The sequence below is a fragment of the Amycolatopsis eburnea genome (assembly GCF_003937945.1).
Taxonomy (GTDB): Bacteria; Actinomycetota; Actinomycetes; order Mycobacteriales; family Pseudonocardiaceae; genus Amycolatopsis; species Amycolatopsis eburnea.
On sequence record NZ_RSEC01000036.1, the window covers coordinates 1,105,371 to 1,120,823 of the forward strand.

The 15,453-nt window shown below is 69.0% G+C and carries 13 protein-coding genes; 7 read left to right on the plus strand and 6 right to left on the minus strand.

Annotation, left to right across the window (positions count from 1 at the left end):
* Nucleotides 1–4: 4 nt before the first annotated feature.
* From rsmG to rpmH, 6 genes are all read right to left on the minus strand, one after another.
* Nucleotides 5–688 (minus strand): 16S rRNA (guanine(527)-N(7))-methyltransferase RsmG, encoded by a 684-nt coding sequence (gene rsmG, locus EIY87_RS17920; RefSeq protein ID WP_125309343.1) that lies wholly within the window; start codon nucleotides 686–688, stop codon nucleotides 5–7.
* Nucleotides 689–1,130: 442 nt separating this feature from the next.
* A complete protein-coding gene (locus EIY87_RS17925; protein WP_191984138.1) occupies nucleotides 1,131–1,685 on the minus strand; it encodes a Jag family protein in 555 nt (184 codons plus the stop codon).
* A gap of 30 nt (nucleotides 1,686–1,715) precedes the next feature.
* The gene (gene yidC / locus EIY87_RS17930; protein ID WP_125309347.1) at nucleotides 1,716–2,816 is read right to left on the minus strand and encodes a membrane protein insertase YidC; all 1,101 of its coding nucleotides are present in this window, start codon (nucleotides 2,814–2,816) and stop codon (nucleotides 1,716–1,718) included.
* A gap of 5 nt (nucleotides 2,817–2,821) precedes the next feature.
* Nucleotides 2,822–3,145 (minus strand): membrane protein insertion efficiency factor YidD, encoded by a 324-nt coding sequence (gene yidD / locus EIY87_RS17935; protein ID WP_125309349.1) that lies wholly within the window; start codon nucleotides 3,143–3,145, stop codon nucleotides 2,822–2,824.
* Between the two features lie 5 nt (nucleotides 3,146–3,150).
* On the minus strand, nucleotides 3,151–3,585 hold the full coding sequence (rnpA, locus tag EIY87_RS17940) for a ribonuclease P protein component (RefSeq protein ID WP_125309351.1): 435 nt from the start codon (nucleotides 3,583–3,585) through the stop codon (nucleotides 3,151–3,153).
* A 21-nt stretch (nucleotides 3,586–3,606) separates the two neighbouring features.
* Nucleotides 3,607–3,750, minus strand: a complete 144-nt coding sequence (gene rpmH / locus EIY87_RS17945; RefSeq protein ID WP_003082934.1) for a 50S ribosomal protein L34 — start codon at nucleotides 3,748–3,750, stop codon at nucleotides 3,607–3,609.
* Nucleotides 3,751–4,326: 576 nt separating this feature from the next.
* Between rpmH and dnaA the strand changes: the two genes are divergently transcribed.
* The 7 genes from dnaA (at nucleotide 4,327) to gyrA (ending at nucleotide 15,445) form a co-directional block, all read left to right on the plus strand.
* Nucleotides 4,327–5,937 carry a chromosomal replication initiator protein DnaA gene (gene dnaA, locus EIY87_RS17950; RefSeq protein WP_125309353.1) on the plus strand — a complete coding sequence of 537 codons (1,611 nt, stop codon included), beginning with the start codon at nucleotides 4,327–4,329 and terminating at the stop codon, nucleotides 5,935–5,937.
* 799 nt (nucleotides 5,938–6,736) lie between these two features.
* Entirely contained in the window at nucleotides 6,737–7,870 is a 1,134-nt protein-coding gene (gene dnaN / locus EIY87_RS17955) for a DNA polymerase III subunit beta (protein ID WP_125309355.1), read from the plus strand.
* Between the two features lie 34 nt (nucleotides 7,871–7,904).
* Nucleotides 7,905–8,795 carry a phosphogluconate dehydrogenase (NAD(+)-dependent, decarboxylating) gene (gnd, locus tag EIY87_RS17960; RefSeq protein ID WP_125309357.1) on the plus strand — a complete coding sequence of 297 codons (891 nt, stop codon included), beginning with the start codon at nucleotides 7,905–7,907 and terminating at the stop codon, nucleotides 8,793–8,795.
* A gap of 10 nt (nucleotides 8,796–8,805) precedes the next feature.
* The gene (recF, locus tag EIY87_RS17965; protein ID WP_125309359.1) at nucleotides 8,806–9,960 is read left to right on the plus strand and encodes a DNA replication/repair protein RecF; all 1,155 of its coding nucleotides are present in this window, start codon (nucleotides 8,806–8,808) and stop codon (nucleotides 9,958–9,960) included.
* Nucleotides 9,961–10,045: 85 nt separating this feature from the next.
* Nucleotides 10,046–10,678: a DciA family protein gene (locus tag EIY87_RS17970; RefSeq protein ID WP_225439920.1), complete on the plus strand. Its 633-nt coding sequence runs from the start codon at nucleotides 10,046–10,048 to the stop codon at nucleotides 10,676–10,678.
* Nucleotides 10,679–10,875: 197 nt separating this feature from the next.
* A complete protein-coding gene (gyrB, locus tag EIY87_RS17975; protein WP_125309361.1) occupies nucleotides 10,876–12,843 on the plus strand; it encodes a DNA topoisomerase (ATP-hydrolyzing) subunit B in 1,968 nt (655 codons plus the stop codon).
* Nucleotides 12,844–12,889: 46 nt separating this feature from the next.
* Complete coding sequence (gene gyrA / locus EIY87_RS17980; RefSeq protein ID WP_125309363.1) at nucleotides 12,890–15,445, plus strand: DNA gyrase subunit A; 2,556 nt, start codon at nucleotides 12,890–12,892, stop codon at nucleotides 15,443–15,445.
* Nucleotides 15,446–15,453 lie beyond the last annotated feature (8 nt).

A 15,453-nucleotide genomic window follows, 5' to 3' on the forward strand; every position in this document is an offset into this window, starting at 1 on the left:
CCCGTTAACGCTTCCTGCTCCGCGCCTTCGGCTTGGTTGCCGTCGGCAGGCGACGGATCTTCACAACCGTGCTGGGGACCTCTAGTACTGCGGCACCGCATTCGACGATCAGCGGATCGGCCCCGCCGGCCTTGCGGATGGCGGCGCCGTCCCGGTCGATCTCCTCCGCCGCGCTGGCGCCCTTGAGAGCTACCAGGAAGCCATCGGGACGAACGAGCGGCAAGCACCAGTCCGTGAGCTTGGCGAGCGGGGCAACCGCGCGAGCGGTGACGATGTCGGCGCCACCGAGCTGCTCACGCACAGGCCGCTCCTCCGCGCGTCCACGGACGACGGTGATCGGGAGTTCCAGCTTCTCGGCCACCTCGGCCAGCCAGTCCACCCGGCGAGCCATCGGTTCAAGCAAGACGATATCGAGGTCCGGTCGCGCGATCGCGAGCGGTACTCCCGGAAGCCCCGCCCCCGAGCCGACGTCGACAACACGAGCCCCTTCGGGCATCTGCTCACCGATGACGGCCGAGTTGAGGACGTGCCGCTCCCACAGCCGCTCGACCTCCCGCGGCCCGATCAGCCCACGCTCGACGCCGTGACGCTCCAGGAGTTCGACGTACCCAGCCGCTTGGTCGACGTGCTCTCCGAACACCCGCTCCGCCGCGGCCCGTACCGCCACCGCGGCCTGCTCCAAGCTCACTCCGTCTACTCCTCGTCCGCGCGTTTCACGTGAAACGCGCTCGTTCGATTGTCCCTGATGTCGGAGCGAAAACGAGCCGACAGACCGCAGATGTGGACAAGTCCACTCACCCGGCGGCCCCCCTGTGGGTGGTTCCACGTGAAACACGGCGGTCGCGTCGTCGGGCGGGAGTCAGTTCCACGTGAAACATCACCGCTGTAATTCGCTCGGCCGCGGCCGGGCGTCTCACAAGCAGATCCCGCTGAAGCCGAGCGAACTCGTCGACGTGAAGCGCGAGCAGATCGCCGACGGGCTCCGCGGCGACACCACGAGTGGTCCGCGGCGGTTGTCGTCGAAACCGGCCAAGCCAACGCGCGGGGGTACTGGCGCGGGAACCACCTGGCTACAAAGAAGCGGCCCCACCCGACCGAAGTCGAGTGGGGCCGCTTCGCCAAACCGGGTCTCAGGATTCCGGGAAGATCACCACGCGGCGCTTCGGGTCTTCGCCCTCGCTCTCGCTGGTGACGCCGGCGACCGTCGCCACCGCGTCGTGGACCACCTTGCGCTCGAACGGGCTCATCGGCTGGAGCCGCACCCGCTCGCCGCTCTGGAGGACCGACTCCGCCGTCGAGCGGCCGAGCTCGCGGAGCTCCTCGCGGCGGTCCGCGCGCCAGCCCGCGATGTCCAGCATCAGCCGGCTGCGCGAGCCGGTCTCCTGCTGGACCGCGAGGCGGGTCAGCTCCTGCAGCGCCTCGAGCACCGTGCCGCGGGGGCCGACGAGCTTCTCGAGGTCTTCGCCGCCGTCGATGCTGACGATCGCGCGGCCCGCTTCGACGTCCAGGTCGATGTCGCCGTCGTAGTCGAGCAGGTCGAGCAGGCGCTCGAGGTAGTCGCCGGCGATGTCGCCCTCTTGGACGAGGACGTCATCACCGCCGCCCGCCTTCTGCTCGCCGGCTTCGTCGGCGGCGGGGGTCACGTCGTCCTTATCGGCGTCGATCGTCTCGATCGTCTCCGACATCATTCGTCTCCTCTCCGAACCGGTCGCGCCTCAGCGGCGCTTCCGGCCCGACTTCCTGGTCGAGTCTTTGAGAAGGCCCGGCACGCCGGTGCCGTTGTCCTTCGAGCCGTTCTGGCCGTTGGTCTCGGTGGGCGTCGAATCGCTCGCCGAAGACGTCTGGGCGAAGCCGTGGGCCGAACCCGCCTTCGTGACCTTCTTCGCGGTGCCGCCCTGGGCGGGCTGGTTCTTCTTCTGCTGGACCGGCTTCTGACCGACCTTCGGCGCGGTCGGCTTCTGGCCCGGCTTCGGGCCGAGCGACGCGCGCTTCTCCGCGGCCTCCGCCTTGCGGGCCGCCTCTTCCTTGTCGATCTTCGTGTAGACGAGCCGCTGCTGCATCAGGGTCCAGCCGTTGTTCGCCAGCCAGTAGAAGAGGAGGCCGAGCGGGAACAGCGCACCGAAGACGAGCACACCGAGCGGGAAGATGTACATCGTCAGCTTGTTCATGATCGCGGTCTGCGGGGTGGCCGACGCGGCGTTCTGGCGGGCCACCGAGTGGCGCGCGGTGAGGTGCGTGGCGATCGACGCGACGATCATCAGGGGCAGCGCGACCGGGAGCACGCTCCAGTGGAAGCCGACGTTCGTGGCGCCGCCGCTGACGACGCCGACACCGTTGTAGACGGCCTCACCGAGGTTGACGCCGAAGAGCTTCGCGTTGACGTAGGACTCGACGTCGTGCTGGCTGAAGAAGTAGTTCTCGGTCTTCGGCCCGCCACCGGGCGGCGGCATCGTGAACGCGCGCAGGACGTGGTTCAGGCCGATGAAGACCGGGATCTGGAGCAGCATCGGCAGGCAGCTGCCGAGCGGGTTGACGCCGTGCTCGCGCTGGAGCTTCTGCATCTCCTGCGCCTGGCGCTGCCGGTCGCTCGCGTACTTCTTCTGGATCTTCTTCATCTCCGGCGCGAAGTCCTGCATCTTCTTCATCGACCGGACCTGGTTCACGAACGGCTTGAACATGATGCCGCGGACCGTGAACGTGAGGAAGATGATGCCGAGGATCCAGGCGACCGCCGTCGACTCCCCGAAGATGAACCCGAAGACCTTGTGCCAACACCAGAGGATGAAGGACACGGGGTAGTAGATGAAATCGAGCACTGCTGCTACTCCTCGATCGGTGTTTCAGGTCGTCGGTGGCGCCACGAGAACTCCTCGGGCACGGGGTCGCGGCCGGGTGGCGTCCAGGGGCCGCAGCGCAGCAGCCGGCGCAGCGCGAGGTAGGAGCCACGGCCGGCACCGTGCCGGGTGAGGGCTTCGACTGCGTACGCGCTGCAGCTCGGGTAGAACCGGCAAGCCGGCGGGAGGAAGGGCGAGATCGCCTTGCGGTAGAGCTTGATGGGGAGCAGCAGGACCCAGGCGACGGGACCGGGGCGCGGGGGCGCGGGTTCGACGTCGTGGTCGTGGTCGTGCTCGGGGGTGGCTCGCATGCCGGTCACACCGCTGATCCGTGGTCGGGGGTCGCGTCCGCGGGACGCGTCGGGCGGGGGACATCCCCGGCCGGACGGCGCGACAGCAGCCCCAGTCGACGGAGTGCGGCGTCGAGATCGGCACCCAGCTCGGCGCTGGACGCGGTCGACGACGGCGGCAATGCCCTAACGACCAACGCACAGCCGGGCGGCAGGGTTCCGAGCCGCGCGGAAACGAGGTGACGCAGCCGCCGGGTGACGCGGTGGCGGACCACCGAGTTGCCGACGGCCTTGCTCACCACAAAACCCGCCCTGGCCGCCGACAGCACAGCGTCGGCGGCCCCGGACGGGTCCGTGGTCAGTGCGTGGACGACGAGGCGACGCCTGCCTGCCCGGGACCCGCGACGGAGAACCACGCGGAAATCCTCGCTCCGCCGCAGACGTGCGGCAGCCGGCAGCACGGCGCGCCCCGACGTGCCGGATCAGGCGGACAGCGCGGCGCGGCCCTTGCGACGACGGCCAGCCAGGATGGCCCGGCCGGCACGCGTCCGCATGCGCAGGCGGAAGCCGTGCGTCTTGGCGCGGCGGCGGTTGTTCGGCTGGAAGGTGCGCTTACCCTTGCTCACTGCTTCTCCTGTGTGTCGCGTCGGGCGGGAAGAATCTCTTCCCCCCACCTGGCGTGTCGTGCGGGCGCACGGCAGTCTCTGGTGTCTCCTACCAACGTGTGGCCTCGTCACGACGAGCGACGACAACGTGGGCACGCGAATAGCACCCGTCGCATACGGGAGACCTTACGAGGGTACGCACCCCCGTCGGGCGGCCGGTAAGCACCCCCTCGGCCACGGTACGCGACCGGCTCGCGGGGCCGAGATCATCGACGCCGCGGCACCGAATGGCAACACGCCGTACACCGTGAAATGCTGGCCGCCGAGGATGCCTTGTGGCAGCGGGCGGGGCTTGTTAGCGTGCCCCTCTCGGGTCACCGGTCGAGGTGCACGAGTATCCGGGTGGTGGAGTGCCCACCGGCGTACGACGAGCCCGCAGGTGGCGTCGCCGCGGGTCGCCGTACATTAGTGCACAGCTGTGGACAACTATGTGGATATTCGCTGTGCCGGTGCACACGCGGGTCCGCTGCGGAGCGCGGGCCGCGTGACCAGGGGCGTTCGGCCGTCCACGCCGACGAGGGGAGGGGAGCCAGTCAGGTGTCGGAGCACCAGCACAATCTGGGTGTCATCTGGGAACAGGTGGTACGCGAACTTTCGGACGGGACCCTGTCCCCGCAGCAGCGCGCGTGGATGCGCGTCACCCGCCCGATCGGCCTGCTCGACGGCACCGCTCTGCTGGCGGCTCCCAGCGACTTCGCGAAGGAAGCGATCGAACGCGGCCTGCGCGGCGCGATCACGGACGCGCTCTCCCGGCGGCTCGGCCGCGCCATCTCGCTCGCGGTGAAGGTCGACAGCGCCGAAGCGGTCGCCCCGGCCCCCGCTCCCCGCTACGCGCCGTCACCCGGCCGGGTGGAAAACGGCGCGAGCCCCGAGCCCGTCCCGTCGCTGCCGGCCAACGGCGCGCCGATGATGCCCCCGCCGCGTCCCGAACCCGTTCCGCCGCTGCCGCCGCACCAGGCCGTCGCCGCGAAGCCGGACGAGGGGGACGACACCGACGAAGAGGTGGACGAAGAAGGCGACGCGCTCGCCGCCGTCCACGAGATCTGGCCGACGTTCTCCGGGCAGCCGATCGCCGGCCAGCCCTACACCGCGCCGGCGCAGCCGCAGACGTCGAAGACGAAGCTGAACGAGAAGTACACGTTCGACACCTTCGTCATCGGCGCGTCCAACCGCTTCGCGCACGCGGCCGCGGTCGCCGTCGCCGAAGCGCCCGCCCGCGCGTACAACCCGCTCTTCATCTGGGGTGAGTCCGGGCTCGGCAAGACGCACCTGCTGCACGCGGTCGGCCACTACGCGCAACGGCTCTTCCCCGGCATGCGCGTCCGGTACGTCTCGACCGAAGAGTTCACGAACGACTTCATCAACTCGCTGCGCGACGACCGCAAGGTCGCCTTCCAGCGGCGCTACCGCGACATCGACATCCTGCTCGTCGACGACATCCAGTTCCTGGAAGGCAAAGAAGGTACGCAGGAAGAGTTCTTCCACACCTTCAACACCCTCCACAACGCGAACAAGCAGATCGTCGTCAGCTCCGACCGCCCGCCGAAGCGCCTCGAGACGCTGGAAGACCGGCTGCGGACCCGGTTCGAGTGGGGCCTGATCACCGACATCCAGCCGCCCGAACTGGAGACGCGCATCGCGATCCTCCGGAAGAAGGCGGCGCAGGACAGGCTGGCGGTGCCCGGCGAGGTCCTGGAGTTCATCGCTTCGCGCGTCGAGGCGAACATCCGGGAGCTCGAAGGCGCGCTCATCCGCGTCACGGCGTTCGCGTCGCTGAACCAGCAGCCGGTCGACGTCGGGCTCGCGGAGATCGTGCTGCGGGACCTGATCCCGGACTCGCACGCGCCTGAGATCACCGCGCCGACCATCATGGGCGTCACGGCCGAGTTCTTCGACGTGACGCTCGACGACCTGTGCGGCCCCGGCAAGACGAAGGCGCTCGCCACGGCCCGCCAGATCGCGATGTACCTCTGCCGCGAGCTGACCGACATGTCGCTGCCGAAGATCGGGCAGACGTTCGGCGGCCGCGACCACACCACCGTCATGCACGCGGACAAGAAGATCCGCAAGGAGATGGCCGAGCGCCGGCGCATCTACGACCAGGTGCAGGAGCTGACGTCGCGCATCAAGCAGCGCGCCCGCCAGTAGCACTTCTCCCTTACCGCACAACGGCTTCGGGGCGTCCGCACACAGTGGACGCCCCGAAGTCGTCTTCGGCGTGCGCTGGCGAAATTCGTGGAACTTCTTTGTACACAGCCGAGTTTCCCCATGGTGTGGGCAGTTTGCCCACAGTGCCAACGGATCCCCCAACAGCGACGACGCGGATTCCGTCCACACCCCGTCCCCAGGTGATCCACAGCGCATCCACACCCTTGTCCACGCTGATTCCACAGGTTGCCCACATTCTGTGCACAGGCGGAGCCGATCACTCGGTAGGGCGATTCGGACCCCTCCCGGCACCCCCAGAGCCTGGGGACGGATCGCCCCACACCTGGGGACAACCGTGGGGACAACTGGGGATGACTGTGGACGGATCGGCGACCGCCCGAATCCATCCACCGACGCCCCGATCTGCCCACAGGTCCGCCACCAGGGTTCTCCACACGCCCGCGAGCGCCCCGACCTGCGCGAACGAGCTCCATCCACACAATCCACAACGCTTACTACTGCTACTGCCCTTAGATCTTTTCCAAGAGAGAACAAAACAAAAACAGGCGATGGACGAAGTTGGGGACAGCCGCGAGAACGTGTCGTCAAGTCGACAAAGTCAAGGGGAGGCCGAGGTGACGTCGGCCGCCGCGACGGCCTAACGTGGACGCCTGCACCTGGTCCGCGCTCCGGCCGCTCGCGCGGAGGGCGGACCGGCCGGAGGGGGCAGCCGGTCACTGTCCCGCGAGAAGAGGCCTGGCCCGAGCCACCGCGGCTCGGTCGTCGAAAGGATGCGCGCATGAAGATCCGCGTCGAGCGTGACGGGCTCGCCGACGCCGTCGCGTGGGTGGCCAGAAGCCTCCCCTCCCGGCCTCCCGTGCCGGTTCTCGGCGGTGTCCTCCTCGACGCCGGTCCGGACGGCGACACCGACGCACTGACCGTCTCGGGCTTCGACTACGAGGTTTCCGCGACCGTGGGCGTCCCGGCGACCATCGCCGACGGCGGCCGCCTGCTGGTCTCCGGCCGCCTCCTCGCCGACATCACCAAGGCGCTGCCCGCGCAGCCGGTCGAGATCTCCGTCGACGGCGCGCGCGCCACCATCACGTGCGGCAGCGCGCGCTTCTCCCTGCCGACCATGCCGGTCGAGGACTACCCGCAGCTGCCGTCCCAGCCCGCCTTCGCGGGCGAGCTCGCCGGCGACGCGTTCGGCCAGGCCGTCACCCAGGTCGTCGTCGCCGCGGGCAAGGACGACACCCTGCCGATGCTGACCGGCATGCGGCTCGAGATCTCCGGCAGCTCGCTGACCCTGGTCGCGACCGACCGCTTCCGGCTCGCCATGCGCGAGTTCACCTGGCAGCCGGCCGAGGGCCTGGCCGACGCCGCGGTGCTCGTCCCGGCGCGCACCCTCGCCGAGGCGGCCAAGACGCTCGGCGCGAGCGGCGCCACCATCCGCCTCGCCCTCGCCAGCGGCGAAGGCCTGCTCGGGCTGTCCGGTTCCGGCCGCTACACGACGACCCGCCTGCTCGACGCGGAATTCCCGCCGTACCGCCAGTTGCTGCCCGCGTCGCACACCTCACGCGCGGTCATCGACGTGTCCGCTCTCACCGAGTCCATCAAGCGCGTTTCGCTGGTGGCGGAGCGGGGGACTCAGGTACGACTGGAGTTCGGGGACAACACGCTGCGGTTGTCCGCGGGCGGCGACGACGAGGGAAGCGCCGAAGAGGAGCTTCAGGTCGAGTACGAAGGTGATCCGGTGACCATCGCGTTCAACCCGGGTTACCTCGTCGACGGCCTCGGCGCGCTCCACAGCGACCGGGCGGAACTGACGTTCACCACGCCGAACCGCCCCGCGCTGATCAAGCCCGCCGACGCCGAGGGCAACGTCGTCCCCGGCTACCTCTACCTCCTGATGCCGGTCCGCCTGCCGGGCTGACCCGCACCTTTTCCTGAGCACGTAAGGGGATCTCATGGTTCAGCTCGGTCTGATCGGCCTGGGCAAGATGGGCTTCAACATGCGTGAGCGGCTGCGCGCGGCCGGTCACGAGGTGGTCGGCTACGACCGCAACCCGGACGTCTCCGACACGACGTCGCTCGAAGACCTGGTGTCCAAACTGGACGGCCCGCGGATCGTCTGGATCATGGTCCCGGCCGGCGAGCCGACCCGGCAGACCGTCACCGAGCTGAGCAACCTGCTCGCCGACGGCGACATGGTCATCGACGGCGGCAACTCGAAGTACACCGACGACAAGCTGAACGCCGACCTGCTCGCGGCGAAGAACATCGGCTACGTCGACTGCGGCGTGTCCGGTGGCGTGTGGGGCAAGGACAACGGCTACGGCCTGATGGTCGGCGGTGCGGCCGCCGACGTCGAGAAGGCGATGCCGATCTTCGACGCGCTGCGTCCGGAGGGTCCGCGCGAAGAGGGCTTCTCGCACGCCGGCGACGTCGGCGCGGGGCACTACGCGAAGATGATCCACAACGGCATCGAGTACGGCATGATGCAGGCCTTCGCCGAAGGCTTCGAGCTGCTCGAGGCCGCGAAGGTCGTCAAGGACGTACCCGCGGTGATCAAGGGCTGGCAGCGCGGCACGGTCGTCCGGTCCTGGCTGCTCGACCTGCTCGTGCGCGCGCTCGACGAGGACCCGGAGCTGGACGACCTCGAAGGCTACGTCGAGGATTCCGGCGAAGGCCGCTGGACGCTGGAAGAGGCGATCAACAACGCGGTGCCGGCGCCGGTCATCTCGGCGGCGCTCTTCGCGCGGTTCGCTTCGCGCCAGGAGCACTCGGCCGCGATGCGCGCGGTCGCCGCGCTGCGCAACCAGTTCGGCGGGCACGCCGTGAAGAAGGTCGGCGGATAAGGAGCAGCTGGTGTATCTGCGTCACCTGCAGGTCACCGACTTCCGCTCCTGGCCGCAGGCCGATCTCGCGCTCGAACCGGGGCCGACCGTGCTGGTCGGCCAGAACGGTCGCGGCAAGACCAACCTGCTGGAGGCGATCGGGTACGTCGCGACGCTGGGCTCGCACCGCGTCGCGACGGACGCGCCGCTGATCCGGCACGGCTGCGAGCGCGCGCTGGTGCGGGTCGCGGTGGTCAACGACGACCGCGAGCTGACCGTCGAGCTGGAGATCACGGCGGGCCGCGCGAACCGCGCCCGGGTCAACCGCGGCCAGGTCAGCAGGCCGCGGGACGTGCTCGGGATCCTGCGCACGGTGCTGTTCTCGCCGGAGGACCTGGCGCTCGTGCGGGGCGATCCCGGCGAGCGCCGCCGGTTCCTCGACGAGCTGCTCGTGCTGCGGGCGCCGCGGTACGCCGGGGTCCGCGCGGACTACGAGAAGGTGCTGAAGCAGCGCAACGCCCTGCTCAAGACGGCCGGGAAACGGCGTACGGGCCGCGAAGACCCGTACGCGCTTTCGACGCTGGAAGTCTGGGACGACCACCTCTCGGTGGCGGGCGCGGAGCTGCTGGCCGCGCGCCTGAACCTCGTCGCGGACCTCGGGCCGCACGCGGCCGCGGCGTACCTGGGGGTGGCGCCGGACTCCCGGCCGGCGAAGATCGCGTACCGCTCGTCGCTGGGTGCCGCCCTGCCGCCGACGTACGGCGTCCCGGACGGGGAACGCGCGCAACCCGATGTCCTCAAGGACGTCTTGCTCAAGGCGCTCGGTGAAGCCCGGAAGGCCGAACTCGAGCGCGGGATCAGCCTGGTCGGCCCGCACCGGGACGAGCTGGAGCTGATCCTGGGCGAGGCGCCGGCCAAGGGCTACGCGAGCCACGGCGAGTCGTGGTCGTTCGCGCTGGCCCTCCGGCTCGGCAGCTACGAGCTGCTGCGCGGGGAGGCAGGCGAACCGGTGCTGCTGCTCGACGACGTGTTCGCCGAGCTGGACCGCAAGCGCCGGGCCCGGCTGGCCGAGGTGGCGGCGAGCGCCGAGCAGGTGCTGGTGACCGCCGCGGTCGACGAAGACGTGCCCAGCGAGCTGGCCGGCGGCCGGTTCGTGGTGGCGGATGGCGAGATCACGCGTGGCTGAGCCGAACGAGAGAGCACCCGGTGTGACGGGCCGCACAAACCGCACCCGATCTGGGGACAAACCTGTGGACAGTGTGGATAACACGGTGAATGAGTTATCGCTGCCCGTGACCGTGCGGCCAGATAGGTGGCATAAAACGCCCGAAACCGACAGTGGGCCTACCGTCGGTAGTGAGGGTGACGGCGGCGTTGCGTCGAACGGGGCAGCGCCGACCGGCCGCGACCTCGCCCACGCCGCGCTCGAAGCGGCCAAGGCGAAGGCCAAGGAACGGGGCACCTCGCCGGGCTACCGGCGGCGCGCCGTCGGGGGTGGCGGCGGGCAGAACCCCCGGCGTCGCCGCTGGTCAGGGCCGGGAGCGGACCCGCGCGACCCGCAGCCGCTCGGCCGGCTCGTCTCCCGGCTGGTCACCGACCGGGGCTGGAACGAGAGCGTCACGAGCGCCCGCGTCTTCGCCCAGTGGGCGCGGCTGGTCGGCGAAGACGTCGCGGAACACGCCCAGCCGGTCGCGCTGAAAGACGGCGAACTCACCGTCCGCGCCAGCTCCACGGCGTGGGCCACCCAGCTGCGGTTGCTGCAGGGAAAACTGCTGCACAAGATCGCCGCGGGCGTCGGGAACGGCGTCGTCAAGCGGATGCGGATCCAGGGTCCGACCGCCCCGAGCTGGCGGAAAGGCCCCCGGCACGTGCCGGGGCGCGGCCCGCGTGACACGTACGGCTGACCCGGGTTGCGCGTTGCTCGGTTGAATGCCCCGAGAACGCATCCAGACCTCCCGAGATACGTCAAGACTCGGCTCGAACCGATTTCGTTCGTCTGTGACGCGTTCAGGGGTGTCCTTGCCGCATGTCAGCGGACGCGGCCAAGTACACTGGGAGGGAGCGAGCGTCCGCTCGGGCGAGACGAGGAGAAACAACGCCGGTGACCGAGAACAAGAGCGAGTACAACGCGTCGTCGATCACGGTGCTCGAAGGCCTCGAAGCGGTCCGCAAGCGCCCCGGCATGTACATCGGTTCCACCGGTGAACGCGGGCTGCACCACCTCGTCCAGGAAGTCGTGGACAACTCCGTCGACGAGGCGATGGCCGGGTACGCCACCAAGGTCGAGGTTACCCTCCTCGCCGACGGCGGGGTGCGCGTCGTGGACGACGGCCGCGGCATCCCGGTCGACATGCACCCCAAGGAGAACAAGCCGACCATCGAGGTCGTGCTCACCCAGCTCCACGCGGGCGGCAAGTTCGACAGCGACTCCTACGCGGTGTCCGGCGGTCTGCACGGCGTCGGCATCTCCGTGGTGAACGCGCTGTCGACGAAGCTGCTCGCCGAGGTCAAGTACGGCGGCCGCAGCTGGCGCCAGGAATACACGAACCAGATCCCGGGGCCGCTCGAAGACCTCGGCCCGGCCACCGAGACCGGGACGACGATGACGTTCTGGGCCGACGGCGGCATCTTCGAGACCACGACGTACAACTTCGAGACGATCTCGCGCCGGCTCCAGGAGATGGCGTTCCTCAACAAGGGGCTGACGCTGTCCCTGCGCGACGAGCGCGTCGCCGACGAGGAGACCGAGGAGGACGCGGAGGGCAAGGTCGCCCGCGTCAAGGAGAAGGTCTACTGCTACCCGGGCGGGCTCGAGGACTTCGTCAAGCACATCAACGGCAGCAAGGACCCGATCCACCCCAGCGTGATCTCCTTCGACGCGAAGGGCACCGGCCTCGAGGTCGAGGTCGCGATGCAGTGGAACACCGGGTTCACGCCGTCGGTCTACACGTTCGCCAACACGATCAACACGCACGAGGGCGGCACCCACGAAGAGGGCTTCCGCGCCGCGCTGACCCGCGTCGTCAACGCGTACGCGCGCGACAAGAAGCTGCTCAAGGAGAAGGACGCCAACCTGACCGGTGACGACGTGCGCGAGGGTCTCGCCGCCATCGTCTCGATCAAGCTGGGCGAGCCGCAGTTCGAGGGCCAGACCAAGACCAAGCTGGGCAACAGCGAGGCCAAGACGTTCGTGCAGCAGCAGTCGAACGAGTGGCTGGCGGACTGGTTCGAGCGGAACCCGGCCGAGGCGAAGACGATCATCAACAAGTCGATCTCCTCGGCGCAGGCCCGGATGGCCGCCCGCAAGGCGCGCGACCTGGTCCGCCGCAAGGGCGCGCTCGACATCGGCGGCCTGCCGGGCAAGCTCAAGGACTGCCGCTCCACCAAGCCGGAGGAGTGCGAGCTCTACATCGTCGAGGGTGACTCGGCGGGCGGCTCGGCCAAGGAGGGCCGGGACTCGATGTACCAGGCGATCCTGCCGATCCGCGGCAAGATCATCAACGTCGAGAAGGCGCGCATCGACCGCGTCCTCAAGAACACCGAGGTCCAGTCGCTGATCACCGCGCTCGGCACCGGCATCCACGACGAGTTCGACCTGTCGAAGCTGCGCTACCACAAGATCGTGCTGATGGCCGACGCCGACGTCGACGGCCAGCACATCACCACGCTGCTGCTCACCCTGCTGTTCCGCTTCATGACCCCGCTGATCGAGCACGGCCACGTCTTCCTGTCGCGGCCGCCGCTGTACAAGATCAAGTGGCCGCGGATGGAACCGGAGTACGCGTACTCCGACCGCGAGCGCGACGCCGTCATCAAGGCGGGTGTCGAGGCCGGCAAGAAGCTGCCGAAGGACGACGCGATCCAGCGGTACAAGGGTCTCGGCGAGATGAACGCCGAAGAGCTGTGGGAGACCACGATGGACCCGGCGAACCGCCTGCTGGGCCGGGTCACCATGGACGACGCCGCACAGGCCGACGACCTGTTCTCGGTCCTGATGGGCGAGGACGTCGAGGCCCGCCGCTCGTTCATCACGCGCAACGCCAAGGACGTGCGCTTCCTGGACGTGTGAGCGTCCCCCGACCTTGTCCCGCCAGGACCCACCCGAGAAGGACCAGATGACGGAAACCCTGCCGCCGGCTCCGGAGAACGACCGGATCGAACCGGTCGACATCCAGCAGGAGATGCAGCGCTCCTACATCGACTACGCGATGAGCGTGATCGTGTCGCGCGCGCTGCCCGACGTCCGCGACGGCCTCAAGCCGGTCGCGCGCCGCATCCTGTACTCGATGTTCGACTCCGGCTTCCGGCCGGACCGCGGGTACAACAAGTGCTCCCGCGTCGTCGGCGACGTCATGGGCAACTACCACCCGCACGGCGACTCGGCGATCTACGACGCCCTCGTGCGGCTCGCCCAGCCGTGGTCGCTGCGCTACCCGCTGATCGACGGCCAGGGCAACTTCGGCTCGTCGGGCAACGACCCCGCGGCCGCCATGCGGTACACGGAGTCCCGGCTCGCGCCGCTGGCCATGCAGATGCTGGCCGACATCGAAGAAGACACCGTCGACTTCTCCGACAACTACGACGGCCGCACGCAGGAGCCCGACGTCCTGCCGTCGCGGTTCCCGAACCTGCTGGTCAACGGTGGTTCCGGGATCGCGGTCGGGATGGCGACCAACATCCCGCCGCACAACCTGCGCGAGGTCTCCGAGGGCGTCGTCTGGGCGCTGGAGAACCCGGACGCGACCGACGACGAGCTGCTGGCCGCGCTGCTGGTCCGCATCAAGGGCCCGGACTTCCCGACCAAGGCGATGATCCTCGGCACGTCCGGCATCGAAGACGCCTACCGCACCGGCCGCGGCTCGATCCGCATGCGCGCGGTCGTCGAGGTCGAGGAAGACGCGAAGGGCCGCACGATCCTGGTCGTGTCCGAGCTGCCGTACCAGGTCAACCCGGACAACCTGGTCGAGAACATCGCGAACCTGGTCCGCGACGGCAAGCTCACCGGCATCGCCGACATCGCCGACGAGTCCAACAGCCGCTCCGGCATGCGGATCGTCGTCACGATCAAGCGGGACGCGGTCGCGAAGGTCGTGCTGAACAACCTGTTCAAGCACACCCAGCTGCAGCAGAACTTCGGCGTCAACATGCTGGCGCTGGTCGACGGCGTGCCGCGCACGCTGCGGCTCGACCAGATCATCCGGCACTACGTGAAGCACCAGGTCGACGTCATCGTCCGGCGGACCAGGTTCCGCCTGAAGAAGGCCGAAGAGCGGGCCCACATCCTGCGCGGGTACGTCAAGGCGCTGGACATGCTCGACGAGGTCATCGCCCTCATCCGGCGGTCGCCCTCGGCGGACGAAGCCCGGCCGGCCCTGATGGAGCTGCTGGACGTCGACGAGATCCAGGCCACCGCGATCCTCGACATGCAGCTGCGGCGCCTGGCCGCACTGGAGCGCCAGCGGATCATCGACCAGCTGGCCGAGATCGAGCTCGAGATCGCCGACCTCAAGGACATCCTCGAGAAGCCGGAGCGGCAGCGCGCGCTGATCCGCGACGAGCTGATGGCGATCGTCGAGAAGTACGGCGACGACCGGCGCACCCAGATCGTCGGTTTCGGCGGCGACGTGACCGACGAAGAGCTCATCGCGGTCGAGGACGTCGTCGTCACCATCACCCGCACGGGGTACGCCAAGCGGACGAAAACCGATCTGTACCGCTCGCAGAAGCGCGGCGGCAAGGGCGTGCAGGGCGCGACGCTGAAGCAGGACGACATCGTCCAGCACTTCTTCGTCTGCTCGACGCACGACTGGATCTTGTTCTTCACGAACAAGGGCCGCGTCTACCGGACCAAGACCTACGAGCTGCCCGAGGCCAACCGCAACGCGCGCGGCCAGCACGTGGCGAACCTCATGGCGTTCCAGCCGGACGAGCAGATCGCCCAGGTCATCCAGATCAAGAACTACGAAGTGGCGCCGTACCTGGTGCTCGCCACCAAGCGCGGCCTGGTGAAGAAGACCAAGCTCACGGACTTCGACTCCAACCGCTCGGGCGGCCTGATCGCCATCAACCTGCGCGAAGGCGACGAGCTGGTCGGCGCGGTGCTGGCCGGCGCCGAGGACGACCTGCTGCTGGTGTCGGCCGAGGGCCAGTCGATCCGCTTCCACGCGACCGACGAGGCACTGCGCCCGATGGGCCGCCCGACGTCCGGCGTGATGGGCATGCGCTTCAACGACGGCGACGAGCTGCTCGGCATCAGCGTCGTCAAGGAGGGCAAGTTCCTGCTCGTCGCCACCGACGGCGGGTACTCCAAGCGCACCCCGATCGAGGACTACCCGGTCCAGGGCCGCGGCGGCAAGGGCGTGCTCACCATTCAGCACGACCGCAAACGTGGCAGGCTGGTGGGAGCGCTCATCGTCGACGCCGAGGACGAGCTGTACGCGATCACCTCGAGCGGCGGCGTGATCCGCACGCCGGCGGGCGACGTGCGCAAGGCAGGACGGCAGACGAAGGGGGTCCGGCTGATGAATCTCGGCGAAGGAACCACTCTTCTCGCCGTCGCACGCAACGCGGACGAGCCCTCGGACGTCGCCAACGGTGACACCCCCGAGGACGCACCGGCTCCGGAAGCACCTGACGCGGGTGAGGAAACGACGGCCACGCCGGAGCAGTAAGTTTGCTC